A 17,492-nucleotide genomic window follows, 5' to 3' on the forward strand; every position below is an offset into this window, starting at 1 on the left:
ATACTGGGTGCGATAAATCTTATTATCTAGCGAGCCGCACTTTTAATGCTGTCGGCAAGCGATCCGATGAACTGCATTTCCGCATCAAATTTTGCTTGACGCATTTGGAGCGTTTTCTGGAAATGCATAAACCTTTCCTGTTGACGCTGTAGCTGCAACATACGGTTCTCGGTATGCGCCATATCCTCGGTCACCGCACCCCTCTCGGAATGCAACGATGGCAACTGCCCCCCCGCCGGCATGTGCATCCTGTTTCGCAGCGCCGCCAAACCTCCCTTCTCAGAGGCAGAAGGTGAGGATCGGAACTGCGGTGTCCTCAGGGGTCGCTGCAAGTTTCGCCGCAGCGCCGCCAACTCTGCCATGTCCCCTGTAGATGACGTAGCACTGGCCATCGGTGGCTGGCGTGTCTCGCCGGTGTTCGGACTTGAACCGGGTTCCGGTGCACCTTCGCCACCAGCTACGCGAGATTCGATAATGGACATGTATTTCTCCTAGCCAATGGCGTGGCGCCATACCGAGTGACATGGCCATCATCGCCGGATTGCATCGAGTCTTCAGAGCAAGGTACCGCGCGCACGCGCAAGAAACGAAGCGTCGATGCGACCCGACGTTTGAGAACCCGAAACGCTCCGGGTGCGGGTAGGTAGAAAAAATCCCCAACCCTCAACGGCTTGGGGATCACGACGAGCATCACGCTTAACCGACCCAAGCAAGCACCGCTGACGTTGCTTTCGCGCGCGACCGCGCTGTGCCGCTCGAAAACCTCCGTCGCTTACTTGGCAGCGGACTTTATCGCATCGGCCAGGCCGTTCGAGAACTGAGCTTTCGCGTTGTCCTTTGCGTTTTCCGTGTTCAACATCTGCTCCACAGCTTGAAACTGCTCGGCCTGTTGCTGTTCCGCCACCATAATTAGCTCGTTCGCCATAAACTACCTCCGCGTGAAGAAAGCAAAGAAGTGATCAAAGCCGAGAAAGCGATCGCATTCGCTTTTCGACATTGAGAAGAATAAAAAGCCAATTTGCCTTCAACAAACGGGCATACGAAGTAGTACATTGCGGCACGAAGCATCAATCGTATGCTCATTGCAAAGCTCGAATGTGTCTCGGTGCTCGACACGCAGGGGATCGATCTAGCCGCTCGCGCTGCGTATTCGCGAAAGCGCATGCGTGTTCAGTGAGGCGCAATGTCCAATGCTGCGATTAAATGTCATCGAGGCATCTAGTCAGACACCCCAGGCAGATTGCAGAGCCTAGCGGCACAGATCCCGATGAACCCCCACCGGAGTCAATCAGATGGACAACGTTTCATCCGTCGGCCCCTCGCCTTCGGGCGGCGATAGCGACAATGGATCCGGCCCAGCCGAGCGACGCACACCCGCGCAGCCTTCGAGCGGTCCCGCCGGCGTGGATGGTCTCGAGTCTCGGGCCCAGAAGCATGGCAAAGGATGGATCCCCCACAAACTTCGTCGGCCGTCCTCCTCCCTGCAGCGTGCCGTACTCGAAGAAGACATCACGCGTGCAGCGACATTGTTGGCGGATGCCGAGTCAATGGAAGTAGACGTGAGCCCGCAGGCCGTCGCGCGTCACTTGGGACTGACGTCGCCGTCAACTACGCGCCGCGCGCTCGAAACAATGTGGAACGCTATACCTCGCGTAACGACAGAGGCACAACGGATCGCTCAAGTCGAGAAATCTCAGGTAGAGCGTGCGATCGATAGGGAGACCGATGTCCGTTCCGGGGGGCAGATGGCCCGGTGGTTCGACCGTCTAAGCAACTCGCAGCGTCAAGCGGTCTATGTCGCACCGGCATCGGAAGGCGGGCCGCATTGGATACAGCCGCTGACGCTGTGTGTTCACGGGCAACCCGATCTCAAATTCGAAGCCGAGCACCTCGTCAATTGGCCGGAGCATGTCGTGGCACAGCTGCCGGATGAAGCGCGGGTCATGCTCGCGGCACGGCACGAGACACTCAGTGCATTGAACATCGACAGCGGCCCCGCCGCGGCAGGCTTCATAGAGAAACACTTCGAACGACACGATTTCGACATCAACGATGCGCCGCCGCGGGAAGTCGCGCGACTCGTCGCACTGCATCCGCAGATCGGGCCCATGCTGCAAGCGCTGCAAGAAAGCGGCGCTAAACTAACTCTCGTTCGATGCAAGCAAACACCGGACGTGGTACTGGATGCCATTCGACACGTCGCTACGAATTCGCAGCACAAGTTCGTCTCTACCTGGCTTTCGAGACTGGTAGCCTTCGGCATCGAGCCGAGTGTGCTCGAAAAGGACATCGAGAAGGTTCGGACGGACAATGCCAAGAGCAAAAACGCGGCGTTGAAGAAATTTAAGAACGAGCCGTTTCGCGCTGCGTTGGCCGCTCGTCAACACGACGACGAGCTCGACGAGAAAACCGACATCCAGGGATCCGTCAAGCTGATCAAGGCTTTCTCCGAAAGTGCGATGTATGTGACGTCAACGTCGCCAGCTGAAGCCGACGGCTTATCGCTCAGACCGATCAATAACTCCCTACGCGAACATTTCGGAAGCGAGTACGCACGCCGCAGAATGACGTTTGACGACGCAAAGCGCACGTCGGAAAGCACAGCGAAGATAATAGTCATGCTCGCTGTCATGTCGCCGATGGCCGATCTCCTCCAACTTGTGCCGCATCTAGATGGCATCGACAAGGCCGTCATGGCCGGCGGCGACGACATCGCAGGCGAGTTTTCAAACTGGCCGGCACTGAAACAAGCCGGCATGACTCTCCGCGAGATGCTCGGCCGAGCTGGCATAACAGCGCCGATCGCGCTGGCCGCACTGGCAATGGCAAACGCGATCGATGAAGCAGTGAAAGCGGTCGGTGATCACGTGGGCGGCGCGATGTATTCCCTCAGCGCGGTAGCCTTATCATTCACGACCGCCATGCTGTCAATCCGTTGGTTTGCGAAAAATTATGAGCGCCTAAAACGCGAAAATAAATTGCCACCGAATCTCAATCTTAACGAGGAAACGCGCGCATTGCTCGACACCATCAACAAGAGAAGCGTCTCGAAAGAAGACCTCCTCAGAATGATCGATGCATCGCTGGAAGCGACCGGTGCATCACAGGCCGAACGCGCCGCTGTCCGCGATCGACTGTCGCGTTCCCAAATACGTGCACGGAAATTGTTGCGCCAGCTTCGTAAGCACGGTGAACTGTCGATGCAGCAGAGACCATTCGCTGCCGGTACCAACGAAGCCGTCGCGGTCAACCCCGCAACCCTCGGCTTAATGGCAGGCACGTTGTCGTCGCCGCTGGTAGGCTTTGCTGCTGGTCCTTGGTTTCTCCATCAGCCGCTGCTGTATGCGCTCGCCGGCTCCTATGAAACCATCATTGGCGCATTTTCGATCTGGGCATTCGGCCGCTCTTTCGATGCACGCTGGAATCGCTTCGTGAGGCGTCGTAAGCCGGTAGATCTGCCGCAAGATTCTCAGCAGGCACACGGTCCCACAGACACGATCGACGACTAATTGCACAAGGCGTAACAAGAAGCAATCTATTCGAGCCGGCTATGGGTGCCGGCTGGCATTTTGCGTGGCGTCGCCGCGATTCTCTTCCTAGACAGCACGCCAAAGCGTGCCGTCTCAAGAAGTGATTCGAAACCTACTGATTTCTCATCAACGTCTCGATCGACGTCTTCGACGATTCGACCACGCCCATCTTCGCCTGCAAGTCGATCTGTGCGGTCGACATCTCCATCATCAATCGCATGCCGGCCGCGGAGAGTTGTTGCATCGACATGTTCGCCGCCGAGGCGTTGAATGCGTCTGCGTCCGCGGAGATGCGCTCGAGCTCCACATCTTGTTGACGAAGCATTTTCGACGCGGCTTCGACACCGTGAGAGCTCCCCGGATCGCTTGGCGGCGCGAGCTGCGCTCGCTGCATCAGCGACTGGAATTTATCGGCGAGTTCCGCCGGCGTTTGCGATAGCGCACCGCCCCCTTCCGCGAGTTTGGCGAGTTCAGCCTGCATCTGCGCGGCTTCGATACCAGCGGTCATTGAATCCTCCTATTGCACGCAAAAACCGAACGGACATCGATCGAGATCGATCGGTCCGATCTCGATGATCCGGTCCGCTCGCTCCGATAGGACGCGCGAAGCACATTCAGCGCGACGCTGCCGAACCTACCTCCTGAAAATGTCCGAGCACGCGCGACGCCGCCATAAAGCCGCGATACAGACGCGACAGATTATTGCGATCCAATTCGCTGTGGCTTTGCGTCTCGCCGATGCGGCTGGCCGTCGCTTCGAGTGCGCTGCGTATCGCTTCGATGGTCACGCTATCCTGCCTCGCAAGCACGGCTCGCAACTCATCGAATTCGGCGGCATGCGCTTCAATCGCTTCGTACATGACGTTCTCCAATCACTAAAAATAAAACGTACTGGCATGCAGCATCGACCGCGACACTTTCCGTTCAGCCTGCCGATGCCGATGCCGATGCCGAGCGGCGCGGCGGCGGGCTCCACGCATTGGGTAGCCCCGGGAATGATGTGCCGTATGCAGCCGTCGCCCTGACGGCAGGCGATGCGGGCGTCGCATTCACGCCACCGCTTGCGGCCACCGGCGCGTCGACCTGCGGCGAACTGGCGGCGACAGGCGACGAAGCAGGAATATCGATGGCAAAGATGTGTTTGACGCCGTCGGGCGTTTCGGCATATCGCACGTCGTCGGTGGCGACCATTTCCGAGTATGTTGCCGGCGCTTCCGGCACGGGAGACGAAGCCTGTTGGGCCTGAATGACGAGCATCTTCACGTTCGAATCCAAATCGCCGCGGACGCGAGCGACGGCTGCACGTAGCCCGTCCATATCGGCCACCGTACCCGTAATGAGGAATCGGCCGTCGCCGCCATAGGACACATGCGTGCCGACGATACCGAGCGAGTCCTGGAGGCTGCGTGCGTCGTCCTGGGCGACGTCGTATCGGCGTTCCACGCCATTAGGCGCTACCCGCTGGAGCAATGCGCGCACCGCGCTGTCGTCGCTGGGCGTCGCTACCATCCCCGTCACCACCACGGTATTGCCCAGCGCCTGAGCATGCAGCCCGCTCACATGCGCGTCCACGAGTGCCTGCGCCACGCGTACCGTGCGCTCATCCGCGCTCGGCGGAAACGCCGCGCGACTCAGTTGCGTCGTGCCCACCAAGGTGCCGGCCACGATCAAGCTCCCGAGCACGGCACAACCGGCCACCGCGATCAGTTGATGCCGCCGCTGCTGTTGCCGCCGAAACGAGGCCAACTGCGATTTGACGGGGCTGGCGAGCAGCGTAGAGAGCAGATCGACGTCCGCCGGCCACGCAACGTCGTTGGGCCCGATGCACAGCACGAGGTCGTCGAACTGCATCGGAACGAAATCGACGAGCAGGACCGATCCGGCTTCCTCGTTGTCGACGGGGTCGCCCGCGCCCTCCTTGTTGCCGGCAAGATCGCGCGTAATGCGTACGACGTCCGCCGCATCCACGTCCAACGTTGCGTCGGGACCTTGCCAGTCGGTCAGGCAAACATCGGCCTCTTCGTCGCTACCGATACGGTGCAACCCGTGCGTCAACTCGAGCGACGCGCCCGCATGGATGCCGGTCAGTATTCGAAGAATCTTCATCGCGCTTCCTCTCGTCCGCTCACATGCACCGGGCATAAGCACCCACCGCTGCGCACAATTCGCGTGCACACACGTATTGCGTTCAAGATATTCGCGCTACGCGGCTACGTCTTCACGGAACACGAAGCCTACCCAGCGCACGCGAAGCCGAGAACTCGCATGCAGACTTCACGATTCCTGCGTATGACAAGGCTTGATTCGGCTTTGATAATCGCGGGTCGGGGTCGTTGCCGCCGCGGTCATTGCGCGCTATTCATGCGCTGCGGATGGACGAACGCCAGAATGCTAGGTACATCCAGAACTATTTGCCGCAAATAGGCGACGCCAACGAATCCCTGCGCCAGCGCCCGACGAAGCAGGGATCTCGTCTGCGCGTCCTTGTCATCTCCGATCGGGATGCCGATCGTATGGGTCGATTCTTGCTCCATATGGTCGTCAAGATCGGTCGTACGCATAGCCGTCACATCTATTTCGTGCCGCTTGTTCTGCGTGAAATCTCGGCGCACGATCAATCTGTCGCCATCGCTGCCCGGAAAGTAGTTGTCGTGATAGCCGACGACATCGAACCGATTACTGTTCACCAGCCTATGCATGGACGTGTGGTTTTCCGGCCGCAGCGATGCGCGCATCTCCTCCACGCCATTGCGCTGCGCCGTGCGCATTATGTTAGTGAGCACCTTTGCGCCGAGCCCGTTCCCAAAGAGCGAGGGGGAAACGGCGAAGACCTCCAGATACCATTGCTTCGGCGAGAGCTGAGCGACGTACTGAATGTCGCAGTAATCGCATGGACGATTGATAACCGCCGCATAAGCAACGAGCTCTCCTGTCTGGTTTGGGATGCCAACGAAGAATCCATGCGCGCCTATGAGCTTCAGATCTTCCACCGATACAGTCTGATACGCACCGAACGCCTCCACGTCCAGGCGTCGTATTTTCGTTAGGTCGCCCATTGAAAGATCCTCGACGCGGCCCCACTTCGCGGGTCCGCTGTCGCTTGCCAATGCGCTCGCAAACGTTCCGTCGAAGGCCCGACGGCTGGAATCGGAGCGTGGGGCAAGCGCGTGCAACTGCTGAGGCACTGACAGCGACGTAGATGGACTGCTGTCGGGTCGCAACTCCCCATTGTCCACACCGTCGTTGTCGTCGTGATGAAAGGGCTCGCTCGGGCCGCCGGTCGACGTAACGTTGTTCATGCGCTCCTTCGGTCAGGGGTAAACATGCTCGGAGAATTCGGTACTTACTTCGTGCAGCCGTTCTTCAAGCGTTCCTATATTGCGCCGCACGTAGCCGACCGCAACATACGTTCAACGCGGGATCGTGCGGAAATCCAGTTCCGCACGACGGTTCGGGTAGGCGAAGCAAGTCCATGACGGGCCAACGTGTTGGTCATACGAATGCGCCTCTCGCCGCACTCGTCGGCATTGCCTTCCGTCGCGAAAACATGCCTTCGCCTCGGAACACGACACCGGCAACGCGGGCCGGGCTAAATGGGCCGTTTCATTCACGGCGGCAAGAAAATGGATCCCCCCCGCATTGGCGATGGCAGCTTCGATCCTTCGGGTTCTAACGAACCGGTCGACCCGAAGAAGCCTGATAAATCCGAGCCCTCCGCGAACACGAACGACGCGGGTGCGTTAGGCGGATTACCGCGCCGCCCGGAGTCCTCGTCCGGCGAAACTGGAAGCGCTCGGTTCGCATCTGATCAACCCGGTCGACCAACGCAACCCAGCTTGTCTTTGAATCGGATCGTGGAAGGCGCGAAAAATATCCCTGCGCTGCCACGTGCTGGCCGGATGCCGATGCTCAAACAGTTGGCGGCTCATGTCGTCCAATTAGCCGCAGACGATCAAGGCGAGGCGCTGCGCGCGCTCGCCTCAAAGATGTACGAGTTGCCGCGCGTCGACCGGCTGCAGGCAATCGAGCATCTGCTCGACGTGGTCCCGCGACTGTCCGTTGAACGCCAAGGCGAAGCGTTGAGCGCGATCACCCACGAAATCAGAATGCTGCCGCGCGACCAACGGCAGCCGATGGACCAGCGCGTCGCACATCAGGTTGCCGATATGCCTGCTTATCAGCAATGGCAATGGACGAGCCTGGTCGCCCGGCAGATCAGACAACGCAGCGAATCTGCTCGCTTGCCGATGTTCCGGAGCATCGCCAAGCGAGTCGCTCAGTTGCCCATTGACCAGCAAGAGCATTGGTTGGGCATGCTGGACCGACAGATCGAATGGCTACCGAGAGGGGACCGGTATCGCGCGTCCAGACAGGTCGTCAGTATGGTTGGACAACTGCCGCTCGACGAGCGGAACCGGTGGTTAGACGGTGTCAATTCGGTTGACCGATCTTTTAGTAAGTATCTCCGCCCGTGATGGGGCGTCTATATAGCTCGACCAACTCACTCAGCCACATATGGATGGTTGCAATGGAAGTCAATTCAATGGAATCACTCGACGCTGATGCTTCTCTTCTCAGAATCGAAGCGCGAAATGTCGCCTTCGATCTTTCCTATTGCGACCCGACTCACTGGCACGATGCCGGTCTGGCGGTTTCGCAATTTTTCAATGCAATGTCTTTATTTTTTCCGAAAGGAGAAAAATTCTTCATTCACAGCGTTCGCGAGCATCGTAGCAGCGTTGCGGACGCGTCGCTCCGTCGCGATCTTCAAGGCTTCATGCAGCAGGAGGCGGTACACAGCCGCGAGCACCGGCTGCATATCGACATGCTGAACGAAAGCGGATTCGCGACCGATCACATGGATATCAGGATGTTCGCGCAATCACTGAACAAAGTGAGCCCCAAACGGCGACTGGCAATGACGATTGCGATGGAACATTTCACCGCATCGCTCGCGCATGAAATCCTGTTCAAGGATGGCGTGATGCGTGGCGACGAGCAAATGTCCGCGCTGTGGCAGTGGCACGCCGCGGAGGAAATCGAGCACAAGGCGGTGGCATTCGATGTGTTTCGTGCCGCCTATGGCGATGGCCTTGCGTCGTATTTGTCGCGCTGCCGCGCGGCGCTTGAAGTGACGTTCAATTTCATGAAGCGCCTGTTTGCGAATTTCAACGATCTCTTATCGCAGCGGTCGACGCGATCGACTGCGTCGCATTGGTTCGATTTGTTCGTTTTTCTATGGATCTCTCCAGGCCTATTCCGACGATTGGCCCCCAGCTTCCTGGCTTACTTCAACTTATCCTTTCATCCATCCAAACGAAAGGATTTTTGGTTGGTTGAACAATGGAAAGCAAGAAACATGAACACTGGCCGGCGCGAACGGCACAACCACCCTCAAGGAGATCGACATTGAGATCCGCGTGGCGAATCGAATTGCCAGGCTGTCCGCTACGCGTGTATCACGCGGATACCGACGCCGCGGGAGTCGCGCATCACAGCGCATACCTGAGATGGTTCGAACGGGCGCGTGCCGACTGGTTGGCTGCGGCCGGATTCAGTGCACGCCGTCTCGATGTCGAGTACGGTGTTGCATTCGCTGTCGTGCACGTCTCGCTGAACTATCGTCGGCCAGCCGAGTTGGACGACGATTTAGCGATACACGGGTTTGCGACGATCGGTGCGCGTGGCGTCGTCGTGGCCGATCAAACGGTATCTCGCGGCGAAGAGATTCTCGCCCAATGCGACATCAAGCTCGCTTGCGTGAGTATTCGTAACCGTACGCTGGCGCCCCTACCCGCGCCGTTGCGATCAGCGCTCGTTGATGCTCATATCGAATAAAAAATATATCGCTCTCTCAAGTATCGACCGAGGGCGATTCAAACTCACTGATATGAACTCACAGGCGGTTTCTTCTGCCGCCGAAACACGCCTTCGCATTTTGAAAAGACACAGGCAATACGCACCGGGCTAAATAAGTCGTTTCGCTCATGGAAAAAGGAAATGGGTCCCCCTCGCATTGGCCCCGGCGTCCCCGGCATTCCCGATCCTTCCGGTTCTGACCGGCCGCCCGGCCCCCAGAAGCCCGACATATCCGCCCCTTCCACGAGCAAGCACCACTTTGGCGCGTTAGGTGAGCTGCCGCCTCGCTCGGAGTCGCCATCAGGTGCGACTAGGAAAACGGCACGGTTCGCATCCTCGCAAACCAATCGATCAACGGCACCCGATCTTTCCTTGGATCAGGTCGTGAACGGCATTATCCAGCTTCATGAGTTGCCACACGCGGAGCAGATGCCGATGCTCAAAAGGTTGGCCGGCCAGGTCCCCCGACTACCCGTCGACCATCAATGCGAGGTACTGCGCGATCTCGCCTCGACGATATCCAAATTCCCAGAGGCCGGGCGGCGACCCGCTTTCGAGCATCTACTCGATGTGATCTCTCACCTACCCGTCAAACAGCAAGGCGTAGCGTTGGGGACAATCACCGCCCACATGATGCTGCTACCAGCCGACGACCGGCTGCCGATGTACCACCGGGTCGCCGATCAGGTCGCCGGGATGCCCGCGGATCCACGACGGCAGTGGACGAATATGGTCGCCGAACAAATCTCGCGTCTGCGGGAGCCGCTCCGGTTTCCGCTGTTCTCGGGCGTAGCCAATCGGGTCTCGCAGTTGCCTGCCGAGCAGCGAGCCCCTTGGATGGACATGCTAGACCGACAGATCCAGTATCTGCCGCCGGAGAACCAGCATCGCGCCGCCTTGCAGGTCGCTCGTATGGCTGCGCAACTGCCATCTGAACAGATGAATCAGTGGTTAGGAGGCGCTCGATCTTTTGACAGGCACCTTGGCTCGTCGAGCGAAGGCGCATAACCGGCGACGCAAGGAACGTCGCGCGGCATGGAGGGCATGACGCACGGAGTCATTTGCACTTTCACTGCTAAAGAAGCAATTCGACAACATGTCCGGCAAGTACGAACTATCGTAATTTCTCGAGATCGAACGAAACCTTCAAGACCGCTATTCGCAATTCAGTCGCATCGACGGGGAAAGCGCGCTTTGCGATGCCAAAAAAATACTCAAAAAATCTGAGGCATCCTTACGAAACAGAAAGGTTTGGCAGGGCTTATGCAGCGCGGGTTTGCGAAGCATGCACGGCACCGTTACCGCTTTCCCCTCACAGCACCGCAATAACTACCGACCGGACGGTCAACACGGATTTCCGTTGAAACAACGTCGATCTTGCGGCCTACCCCGTTTAAAAACGACATCGGCGAATCCGCGTGGCAGAAGGAAATCTCAAATGGCCACGATTTCAGAGACACAATTTGTTACATCCCTGAATGACGAACGTCCGTAGCTTGCGATAACGCGGCCCGCAACCGCATAGATACGGAAATACGTCTTTGACGCTTTCCTTGGAGAGCAACGTGAAACTTGCCGTGATGACACCCAACAGCAACCTATTCAATCTGATCTGCCTATGCTCCGGCGAAGAAACGATCGAATGCTTCCGGTTCTTTGACGACATGGCGCTGTCTCGCGCGATATGCCGCGAGGAGTACGACGCGATCATCGTCGACGCGGCAACCGGCGTCGATGCAAAGCGCGCCTTGTTCGCACGACGCGCGTGCTACGGCGACCGGCGTGCGCCGCTGATCGTGGTCGGTTCGTTCGACAGCCGCGATGAGATCGAACGTGCTTTCAGCATCGGCGCCGACGACGTCGTGCGCTCGCCGATCGATCGCAACGAACTCGCTGTGCGCATCCGCCTAGCGTCGCGCCGCAGCAGATCGATCGCGCCGCCGCGCTCGGAGGACTGGATCGAATGCGGCCCGTATCGGCTCGATCGCAAAGCCGGCGTGGTGCAGCTCGACGGACGCGAAATTCGGCTCACCGCGCGCGAATTTGCCGTCGCGTGGCTGCTGTTCTCGTACGCGGGCCAGTATGTCAGCCGGCACATGATGGCAGGCGCCATTTGGAGTTGCACCGAAGACATTGTCGGCCGCACGCTCGAACAGCACATCTACAAGCTGCGCAAGAAGCTCGATCTCAGTGGGTCCAACGGCGTGCAACTGCGCACGATGTACGCGCATGGTTATCGCATCGACGTCGATGACGAGCACGAGCGCATCGAATTGCCGCCGACGGGCGAGCCGGCTGGCCTACCTCATTGCCCAACATCATCGGAATGCCTACGCGCGGTGCAGTATTGAAGATATCTGTCATAGATCGTCCTTGCCGGAATCTCCCCGTAGGCGTCGTAAATCCCGTTCACCAACAGGGCCAGCATCGCCGGTGTTTCGTCCTCGCGCTCCAAAGGTGATCGCGACCACTGCGCCTTCAGCTTGCTCAACTCTTGCTGCCGCGTGACCCCCGAGTCGCGATCTTCCGCGACCGTCCGTGCTCGCGCGGCCCTATCGGCACAGGTTTCCGCCGGCGGCACAGCTTGCTCACCCACGCCGGCTGCGCTGCGAATGCCGTTGGTCTGCGCATACGCAGGCAGCCCGCTCAGCGAGGTGACAATCAGTGCGCTGGTCAATGCAAGACATCCGGCCTGTCGCCCGACAAACCACGAAGCGCAACCACCGGTACGTCGATTCACAAATCGATTCATGTGTCAGGCCATCCACGCGAGTGAAACGGACGCGCCATGCTTGCTCGCATGCGCGTGGCTTTCGATGGAAGCGTCGGCCGCGAAGCGGCTTATCGACATCGTCGCGCCCTTCGCCCAGACGCAATGAAACCATCCTGTCGGAATCACCAAGAGATCCCCGGCATGAATCGTCACGTCGACATAACGAGCCCGCGCAAAGCGGGGAAAGCGCGCCAAATCGGGCGCATCCGCGTCGACGCGACACGGCCGATAGGTATTGAACACGTCGAGTGCATAGACATTGCACGCTTCCCGAGGCGGAAAAAGCCGCACGCGCTTGGAACCATGCACCTGCGCGAGAAACGAATTGTTGATGTCGCAATGCAGATTGGTCACGAGCGTTTCCTCGCTCAGCTTGCCGAACCATAATTGCGCTGCGCCAAAAAGCGCGGCGGCAAACCCCGGCACGCGAAAGCGTTCTTTCCATGCCGGCGGGACCGGACTGCCCCCGGTGTAGTTCGATACCGGGGAGAGTCTCGCGCGCGTTTCATCGAGCGCCCCGATCATGTCCTTCAGCGTCTGCACACGCCCTGTCCGCGGATCGCCTCTCAACACCGTCGCCCCATCCCGCTCGCACCACTCGGACAGCGTCCAGTCAACCTCCGGCCAATCGATGGCCCCACGCGCCAGCAGCGGCGCTCCTTCGAGGATCGATGTCACGATTCGCTGCGGCCATGCTGGCGTATCGCGCACGTCGATGATGTCGACTTCCCGCAATGCCGGCTGCTCTCGCGCTCTTGCACGCTCGAGCGCCGCCGATACTTCGGGTGCGGGTCGCTTCAGCAGTTGAAACCAATAGGCTGCAATCCGCTGCGCCCCCTCTACTCGGATGCCGCCCAACGCCGCGATTTCAGCGCTGCGCTCGTCGAACGTGGTCGAACACACGAGCAGATGTTTCAGCACGGCGGTCGTCGTCGTGATGCGTACGGCCGGCACATCTGCGGATGCATCGAGGCGCGAACAACCGATCGAATTGCCCAACGCGAACCGTCGGCTAGCATCGGGCCGATCGGTGACATACAGCTCGACACACGACGGCGCTCGCATCGGCGCATAGTGTTCGGCTAGAACCATGAGAAGCCGGTCCGGCAAAATGTCCAACCCGTCCTGCGCTGAAGGCCGAGCGTCGTCTGGAGATGCAGGAGCTTGTCGCATGATATTCGGGCCGACGATGCGATGAAGTTGCGAACGAGTATGACGCTGACATACGGTCGACACAGTCACCCGGGCGAAGTGCAGCGCAACAATCCGAAGCCGAATTGCCGATAGGCGCAGTGCGCAAGCGCATAAGTGCGTCGATCCGTTCAATGCTTCGCGTTTCGCGGCCGCACCCACGCGGATCGTGCGCTCAAATAGACAATTCGCTCTACGTTGCGTCAACGCTACGAGCAAACACAGCAGCAAGCTCGGCTCGCTATGAAGCTGTCTGCGCCGTCATCGAAACGGAATGGCAATGCGTGCGATTGCACGCGTCGCGGCATTGGATCGGGGTATGTCGATAGAACTGCACGAATATGGACGTGAAAAACATCCCCATCGAAAGTTTGAGCTCCGAGGATTTGATTCGGCCTGACATTCTCGCCGATCCGTATCCGCTGTTTCGCCGTCTTCGTCTCGAAGACCCCGTGCACCGGGATGCCAAGGGAAACGGATGGATGCTGACCCGCTATGACGATATTGCGTTAGTGATGAGCGACCTCCGCTTTTCCGCCGAACGTGTGCTCCCGCGCGATCGTGCCGACGGCGGTGCCACGCTCATGAGCATGGCCCTGGCGCGACAGATGCTCTTTCTCGATCCGCCCGATCACAACAGGCTGCGCAAGCTCTTCGCCAAAGCCTTCACGCCTCGCCGACTAGAAGGCCTGCGCCCGCACATCGCCGAAATCGCCAATGGGCTGCTGGACCGCGCGGCAACGGCAGGCATTCGTATCGACTTCATCGGCGATTTCGCTGCGCCGTTGCCGGTCGCCGTCATCGCGCAAATGCTCGGAATGCCCCGCGAGGATTGGCCCAGACTCCGCGTTTGGTCCCGCGCATTCGGCCAGTTGATCGCGGGACGCACGCTTTGCGCAAGCGAATTTCAGCAGGCCGAGCAGGACATCGGGGCGTTCATCGAATATTGTCGCGGTCTGATCACGCAGCGCAGGCAGTGCCCCGAGAACGATATGCTGAGCGATCTCATTGCCGTCGAGGAGATGGGGGACCGGCTCAGCGAGCAGGAGTTGATCATGAACCTGATCCTGCTGTTCGCGGCCGGGCACGGTACCACGACGCATCTGCTCGGGAACGGACTGCTTGCCCTGCTCACACACCCGGACCAATGGCGGCGGCTGCTCGACGACGAGTCGATTATGTCCACTGCGGTCAATGAACTGCTTCGATTCGATGCGCCGATTCAGGTCACCAGCCGCGAAGCGTCGGAAGACATCTTGCTGGCGGGTAAGCTCATCCGAGCCGGCGAGCTCGTCAGGGTGTTCTTGGGCTCCGCCAATCGAGACCCCGAGCACTTCACCGACCCCGACACGTTGGATGTCCGCCGCTCCGGCGCACGCATCCTGTCCTTCGGACACGGCATTCATACGTGCCTAGGTTCGGCGCTTGCCAAGCTGGAAGCAGAAATTGCCTTCACCGAATTGATCCGTCGATTCCCCCATGCGCGTATCGAGGAGCAGGCTCTCCAACGAGCGCCGAGCGTTTCCCTCCGAGGATTGCGACGCTTGACGGTCACGCTCGGATGAAGAAATTTTTGCGAGCGCGGCGGCGCGAAGCGCGGCTCGCGTGCTAATGACACGTATTCGAGCATCCAATCAGACTCTCATGACGCGGCTCTCCTTCTTCGCCGTTTCCGCTAGCGTAGCCCTCGCATCGAGCATGATCGGACTCGCAGGCTGCGCGTCCACCGCCGCGCATTCCATTCAACCGTCGGCGAACAGCGCATTGCCTACGGAGTTGCGAGTCGGGCCGAAGCAAAGTCTCGACGACGTCCTCGTCACGCTCGGCGACGAAACATGGCGTTGCGCGCGGGCGGCGGTCGATCCGGCGAGTAGCGCCGTGCGCTCAAATTCCGCGCTGCAGTGGGTACAGGTCGGCTCCGCGGGTACCCTCGTCACTCGCAAGCGGCGCAATGTCGGCACGGTGCTGCCCGGCGATTACTTCGTCGCCTACGACGGCAGCTTCGTGAAAGCCATCGTGACGCATCAAAGCCAAGTCGATGCCAATACGCTGACGTGGGCCCGTTATAGCGTGCAGTACGATGGAAACGCGTCGCCGGCGCAGGGCCGCTTTGCACATCTGTCTTCGATTCTGCGAATCGAAACGACGGGTGGCCTTCCCCCCAATCCGCGCTGCATGCACGAAGGACTGCAGCTACTCGTGCCATATAGCGCGACCTACCTACTCTATCGCGCTTCAGTCACCAAGTAACCGCAGTCTCTCGCTCGATGCGTGCGTACGTGCGCTTAGAACGAAATCACACGAGGTGTGAGCAAATACACCCGCTCCATGTGCGAATTCGTGTCGTTGTTATCGCGAAACAGCGCGCCGATCAGCGGAATTTTCGACAGGCCGGGCACACTCGTCGTGCCGTTGGATTTCGTGTCGGCGCTATAGCCCGCGATCAATAGACTTTGGCCCTGCCCCACGAGCGCCTCCGTATTGATCTCGCTCGATGTGATGACCGGCAACGTATCGACCGTCTGATCGCTGGCAAGCTGTCCGTCTTCGATATGCACGTTCAGCTTGATATAAGTCTTGCCGTCGTCGTGAACGAGCAGCGGCAACACACGTAGCGACACGCCCGTCGAGATGTTGTACAAGTCCGCAGAGGTGTAGCCGGACACGCGCACGAAGAAGCTGGTCTTGTTGTCCAACATGGCTTCGACGTTATCGAGCGTCGCGACTTTCGGGGTCGCTTCGATCTTTGCCAGCGTCTTCGATTGAGAAGCATTGATCCGCGCAAGCAAATAGCGCCCCGCATCGCCGAGTACCGCCGTGAGCGAGCCGCCCACCGGCGTCGTGCTAACTACCGACGTGCCGTCCGCCAGCGTCGTCGTGCCGAAATTCGGGCTGATGTTGCCGGTATAGTTGTTTTGCGACGTAGTACCCGAACCGGTCTGAAGGTCGACGTGGCTATTGTGCGCGTGCCAATCCACACCAATCTGCTGCAGGAAGTCGTTGTCGATTTCGATGATATGTGCTTCGATCTCGATCACCGTGGGCCGAACGTCGAGCGCATCGACGAGCGCTGCGTATTGATCGATCCGCTGCGGAACGTCACGCACCAGCACCGAATTCGTAATCGGATCGGCGCGAATGACCGGCAGTTGCCCGTCGTCGGCCGTACTCGCCGACCCGAGCAATTGGGCAGCCATACCGCCGCGCGCGCCGGCGCCACCGGCATTTCCCGCACCGAGCATGTCGCCATACGACATATTCCCGCTCACGCTGGACGGCAACGGCGGCATCAGCGTTTGCTGGCCGTTGCTGTTGACCGAATCGCTATTCGCCAGCCCGCCGCCGGTCGATTGGCCTGCGACATCGGTCATCTGCTGCACGCGCGAGATGTTGGGCGATCCCCCCGGTACCGTCGCGCTGCGCGCGCCGCCGTTGGCGTTGTTCACCGGATGATAGAGACTCGACAGCACGCTCGCTACGCCTTTCACCGTAATCGTGTCGCTGTCGAGTTGCACCTTATGATCGTCGGCCCAAGCATGCTTCAGCTTGAAGATGCGAACCACCGAACCACTGTTCCGGTCCTCGCTATCGTCGAGCGTTTGCGCAACCGACTGCACGATCCGCACGTAGTCCGGCGGACCATTGACGAGTATCGTTCCCGCCGCGTCGTCATACATGACCGGAAAGCGCGGATCGTCGAGCTGCATCGACCGCAGCGTGCCGAGCAACTGTTGCGGTGTCGCGTGCTGCAAACGCACTACCTCGCGCTTGACGTCGTTCGCATTGCTGATCGACAAGATGTTGCCGTCGTAGAACCATACGAAGCCGAACGTGGATGCAAGCGTGTCGAGAAAGCGTTGCGGCGACATATTGAATTCGCCGGTCACCGTTCCCTGCACGTTGCTCGCAATCGACGCCGTAATGCCTTGGCTTGCCGTCAAGTCCCGCAGAACGTCGGTCAGACTCTTGCCTTGCGCGTCGATATGAATGATCTGGCTACGCCAGAGAACAGGCGCAGCATGCACGCAACGCGGCGTGGCTACCGCGATCAAAGCGCCGATGAAAATTGCCCTTAGAAGCGTACCCAGTTTCATATTGGATTATTGGACTATTGGAATATAGGATGAAAAATCGACGAC

At 59.3% G+C, this 17,492-nt stretch carries 17 protein-coding genes; 8 read left to right on the top strand and 9 right to left on the bottom strand.

What is annotated here, in order from left to right; translation table 11 throughout:
* Positions 1–26: 26 nt before the first annotated feature.
* Together J3485_RS24360 and J3485_RS24365 are read right to left on the bottom strand one after the other, a co-directional pair.
* The gene (locus tag J3485_RS24360; RefSeq protein ID WP_206956890.1) at positions 27–482 is read right to left on the bottom strand and encodes a hypothetical protein; all 456 of its coding nucleotides are present in this window, start codon (positions 480–482) and stop codon (positions 27–29) included.
* A 290-nt stretch (positions 483–772) separates the two neighbouring features.
* A complete protein-coding gene (locus J3485_RS24365; RefSeq protein WP_206956891.1) occupies positions 773–925 on the bottom strand; it encodes a hypothetical protein in 153 nt (50 codons plus the stop codon).
* A gap of 367 nt (positions 926–1,292) precedes the next feature.
* Between J3485_RS24365 and J3485_RS24370 the strand changes: the two genes are divergently transcribed.
* Positions 1,293–3,509: a hypothetical protein gene (locus J3485_RS24370; RefSeq protein ID WP_206956892.1), complete on the top strand. Its 2,217-nt coding sequence runs from the start codon at positions 1,293–1,295 to the stop codon at positions 3,507–3,509.
* A gap of 133 nt (positions 3,510–3,642) precedes the next feature.
* Here the strand turns inward: J3485_RS24370 and J3485_RS24375 are convergent, their stop codons facing one another.
* The 4 genes from J3485_RS24375 to J3485_RS24390 all read right to left on the bottom strand — a co-directional run bounded on the left by J3485_RS24375 (position 3,643) and on the right by J3485_RS24390 (position 6,829).
* Positions 3,643–4,038 (bottom strand): type III secretion protein HrpB2, encoded by a 396-nt coding sequence (locus J3485_RS24375; protein WP_206956893.1) that lies wholly within the window; start codon positions 4,036–4,038, stop codon positions 3,643–3,645.
* 106 nt (positions 4,039–4,144) lie between these two features.
* Positions 4,145–4,390 carry a type III secretion protein gene (locus J3485_RS24380; protein ID WP_206956894.1) on the bottom strand — a complete coding sequence of 82 codons (246 nt, stop codon included), beginning with the start codon at positions 4,388–4,390 and terminating at the stop codon, positions 4,145–4,147.
* 64 nt (positions 4,391–4,454) lie between these two features.
* Positions 4,455–5,636, bottom strand: a complete 1,182-nt coding sequence (locus tag J3485_RS24385; protein ID WP_206956895.1) for a secretion protein — start codon at positions 5,634–5,636, stop codon at positions 4,455–4,457.
* A 239-nt stretch (positions 5,637–5,875) separates the two neighbouring features.
* On the bottom strand, positions 5,876–6,829 hold the full coding sequence (locus J3485_RS24390) for a GNAT family N-acetyltransferase (RefSeq protein ID WP_206956896.1): 954 nt from the start codon (positions 6,827–6,829) through the stop codon (positions 5,876–5,878).
* Between the two features lie 294 nt (positions 6,830–7,123).
* On the opposite strand from J3485_RS24390, the gene J3485_RS24395 reads away from it, so the two are divergent.
* The 5 genes from J3485_RS24395 (at position 7,124) to J3485_RS24415 (ending at position 11,740) form a co-directional block, all read left to right on the top strand.
* Positions 7,124–8,005 (top strand): hypothetical protein, encoded by an 882-nt coding sequence (locus J3485_RS24395; RefSeq protein WP_206956897.1) that lies wholly within the window; start codon positions 7,124–7,126, stop codon positions 8,003–8,005.
* Positions 8,006–8,058: 53 nt separating this feature from the next.
* On the top strand, positions 8,059–8,943 hold the full coding sequence (locus J3485_RS24400; protein ID WP_206956898.1) for a metal-dependent hydrolase: 885 nt from the start codon (positions 8,059–8,061) through the stop codon (positions 8,941–8,943).
* A complete protein-coding gene (locus J3485_RS24405) occupies positions 8,940–9,368 on the top strand; it encodes a YbgC/FadM family acyl-CoA thioesterase (protein WP_206956899.1) in 429 nt (142 codons plus the stop codon). The genes J3485_RS24400 and J3485_RS24405 overlap by 4 nt, the downstream gene beginning before the upstream one ends.
* A gap of 405 nt (positions 9,369–9,773) precedes the next feature.
* Positions 9,774–10,397 (top strand): hypothetical protein, encoded by a 624-nt coding sequence (locus J3485_RS24410; RefSeq protein WP_206956900.1) that lies wholly within the window; start codon positions 9,774–9,776, stop codon positions 10,395–10,397.
* Positions 10,398–10,954: 557 nt separating this feature from the next.
* The gene (locus J3485_RS24415; RefSeq protein ID WP_206956901.1) at positions 10,955–11,740 is read left to right on the top strand and encodes a response regulator transcription factor; all 786 of its coding nucleotides are present in this window, start codon (positions 10,955–10,957) and stop codon (positions 11,738–11,740) included.
* Here J3485_RS24415 and J3485_RS24420 read toward each other — a convergent pair.
* Both J3485_RS24420 and J3485_RS24425 read right to left on the bottom strand, forming a co-directional pair.
* Positions 11,695–12,066 carry a hypothetical protein gene (locus J3485_RS24420; RefSeq protein WP_206956902.1) on the bottom strand — a complete coding sequence of 124 codons (372 nt, stop codon included), beginning with the start codon at positions 12,064–12,066 and terminating at the stop codon, positions 11,695–11,697. The genes J3485_RS24415 and J3485_RS24420 overlap by 46 nt on opposite strands.
* Before the next feature lie 78 nt (positions 12,067–12,144).
* Positions 12,145–13,254 (bottom strand): cupin-like domain-containing protein, encoded by a 1,110-nt coding sequence (locus J3485_RS24425; protein ID WP_206956903.1) that lies wholly within the window; start codon positions 13,252–13,254, stop codon positions 12,145–12,147.
* A gap of 581 nt (positions 13,255–13,835) precedes the next feature.
* Between J3485_RS24425 and J3485_RS24430 the strand changes: the two genes are divergently transcribed.
* Together J3485_RS24430 and J3485_RS24435 are read left to right on the top strand one after the other, a co-directional pair.
* Complete coding sequence (locus tag J3485_RS24430) at positions 13,836–14,918, top strand: cytochrome P450 (RefSeq protein ID WP_242538915.1); 1,083 nt, start codon at positions 13,836–13,838, stop codon at positions 14,916–14,918.
* A 79-nt stretch (positions 14,919–14,997) separates the two neighbouring features.
* Positions 14,998–15,603 carry a DUF3455 domain-containing protein gene (locus J3485_RS24435; protein ID WP_206956905.1) on the top strand — a complete coding sequence of 202 codons (606 nt, stop codon included), beginning with the start codon at positions 14,998–15,000 and terminating at the stop codon, positions 15,601–15,603.
* A 35-nt stretch (positions 15,604–15,638) separates the two neighbouring features.
* Here the strand turns inward: J3485_RS24435 and sctC are convergent, their stop codons facing one another.
* Positions 15,639–17,447 (bottom strand): type III secretion system outer membrane ring subunit SctC, encoded by a 1,809-nt coding sequence (gene sctC, locus J3485_RS24440; RefSeq protein ID WP_206956906.1) that lies wholly within the window; start codon positions 17,445–17,447, stop codon positions 15,639–15,641.
* Positions 17,448–17,492 lie beyond the last annotated feature (45 nt).

Source organism: Trinickia acidisoli (genome assembly GCF_017315725.1).
GTDB classification, from domain to species: Bacteria; Pseudomonadota; Gammaproteobacteria; order Burkholderiales; family Burkholderiaceae; genus Trinickia; species Trinickia acidisoli.

Coding starts and splice junctions, on each gene's coding strand:
- J3485_RS24360 (WP_206956890.1), bottom strand. CDS start 482: ATGTCCATTATCGAATCTCGCGTAGCTGGTGGCGAAGGTGCACCGGAA.
- J3485_RS24365 (WP_206956891.1), bottom strand. CDS start 925: ATGGCGAACGAGCTAATTATGGTGGCGGAACAGCAACAGGCCGAGCAG.
- J3485_RS24370 (WP_206956892.1), top strand. CDS start 1,293: ATGGACAACGTTTCATCCGTCGGCCCCTCGCCTTCGGGCGGCGATAGC.
- J3485_RS24375 (WP_206956893.1), bottom strand. CDS start 4,038: ATGACCGCTGGTATCGAAGCCGCGCAGATGCAGGCTGAACTCGCCAAA.
- J3485_RS24380 (WP_206956894.1), bottom strand. CDS start 4,390: ATGTACGAAGCGATTGAAGCGCATGCCGCCGAATTCGATGAGTTGCGA.
- J3485_RS24385 (WP_206956895.1), bottom strand. CDS start 5,636: ATGAAGATTCTTCGAATACTGACCGGCATCCATGCGGGCGCGTCGCTC.
- J3485_RS24390 (WP_206956896.1), bottom strand. CDS start 6,829: ATGAACAACGTTACGTCGACCGGCGGCCCGAGCGAGCCCTTTCATCAC.
- J3485_RS24395 (WP_206956897.1), top strand. CDS start 7,124: ATGGGCCGTTTCATTCACGGCGGCAAGAAAATGGATCCCCCCCGCATT.
- J3485_RS24400 (WP_206956898.1), top strand. CDS start 8,059: ATGGAAGTCAATTCAATGGAATCACTCGACGCTGATGCTTCTCTTCTC.
- J3485_RS24425 (WP_206956903.1), bottom strand. CDS start 13,254: ATGGTTCTAGCCGAACACTATGCGCCGATGCGAGCGCCGTCGTGTGTC.
- J3485_RS24430 (WP_242538915.1), top strand. CDS start 13,836: ATGCTGACCCGCTATGACGATATTGCGTTAGTGATGAGCGACCTCCGC.
- J3485_RS24435 (WP_206956905.1), top strand. CDS start 14,998: ATGACGCGGCTCTCCTTCTTCGCCGTTTCCGCTAGCGTAGCCCTCGCA.
- sctC (WP_206956906.1), bottom strand. CDS start 17,447: ATGAAACTGGGTACGCTTCTAAGGGCAATTTTCATCGGCGCTTTGATC.